Origin of the sequence: Pseudescherichia vulneris, from assembly GCF_902164725.1 — a bacterium.
Classification (GTDB): Bacteria; Pseudomonadota; Gammaproteobacteria; order Enterobacterales; family Enterobacteriaceae; genus Pseudescherichia; species Pseudescherichia vulneris.
In genome coordinates this window covers 3,529,207-3,529,891 of record NZ_LR607338.1, presented here as the reverse complement: position 1 = coordinate 3,529,891, position 685 = coordinate 3,529,207, and the positions used below count along the sequence as shown (strand labels likewise).

The window sequence follows — 685 nt, the reverse complement described above, 5'->3', positions numbered from 1 at the left end:
ATGAACTAACCAGCGAAGTTTAACCATCTCGCGGCGCAGCGCGCGCCGCACCATCTCAACGAGGAGTATCTATGAAAAATGCATTAAGCAAGAAGCAGGTGCTGGAGATGGTTCCGCTGTCGTGGAGCACCATCGATCGCCTGGAGCAGGCCGGAGAGTTTCCGCCGCGTTTCTACATCACTGACCGCCGCTGCGCGTGGAACGGCGATCAGATCGAGGAGTGGCTCGACAAGCGCCAGGCGAACAGCCCGGCAGAGTTTACCGGAAAAAAGCCTCCAGTTTCGCAGCGCGTTTTCCGCCCCGTTAGCTCAGCTGCTGCGTGAGGTGCGCATCATGGCTAAGTCCCGTCTCGAAAAGCACCACGAAGAAAAAGTGTTAGCCCGGCCAGCGCCGGGCGCTCCGGTGGCGGTAACCCCGGCAGCGATGGAGATCGAAAAGCTGGCTATAGCTCGGGAAGAGCGTGGCCAGTACCGCGTAGCGGCCAATCTCTGGCTGAAGTGCATGGACAAAGCGCGTGGAGAGGTGGAGCGCTCCCGCATCGCCGTGCGCCGCCAGCGCTGTATTGGTTTCAGCAACGGGCTGCGCCGGGGTGACTACAGCGGAATCAGCGCAGGCTGCACTTGTGGGGTGATCTATGACTAACACCACCGACAACATCAGGGTCGGCAGCGTAGTGCTGACCTAT

The 685-nt window shown here is 60.1% G+C and carries 2 protein-coding genes; both read left to right on the top strand.

Translation table 11 applies throughout. The features are described from left to right. The first annotated feature begins 71 nt into the window (after positions 1–71). Positions 72–323, top strand: coding sequence for a helix-turn-helix transcriptional regulator (locus FN633_RS14655; protein WP_154058211.1), 252 nt, complete (start codon positions 72–74; stop codon positions 321–323). Positions 324–333: 10 nt separating this feature from the next. Then, a complete protein-coding gene (locus FN633_RS14650) occupies positions 334–642 on the top strand; it encodes a PerC family transcriptional regulator (protein WP_154058210.1) in 309 nt (102 codons plus the stop codon). The last annotated feature ends 43 nt before the right edge of the window (positions 643–685 follow it).

Coding starts and splice junctions, on each gene's coding strand:
- FN633_RS14650 (WP_154058210.1), top strand. CDS start 334: ATGGCTAAGTCCCGTCTCGAAAAGCACCACGAAGAAAAAGTGTTAGCC.
- FN633_RS14655 (WP_154058211.1), top strand. CDS start 72: ATGAAAAATGCATTAAGCAAGAAGCAGGTGCTGGAGATGGTTCCGCTG.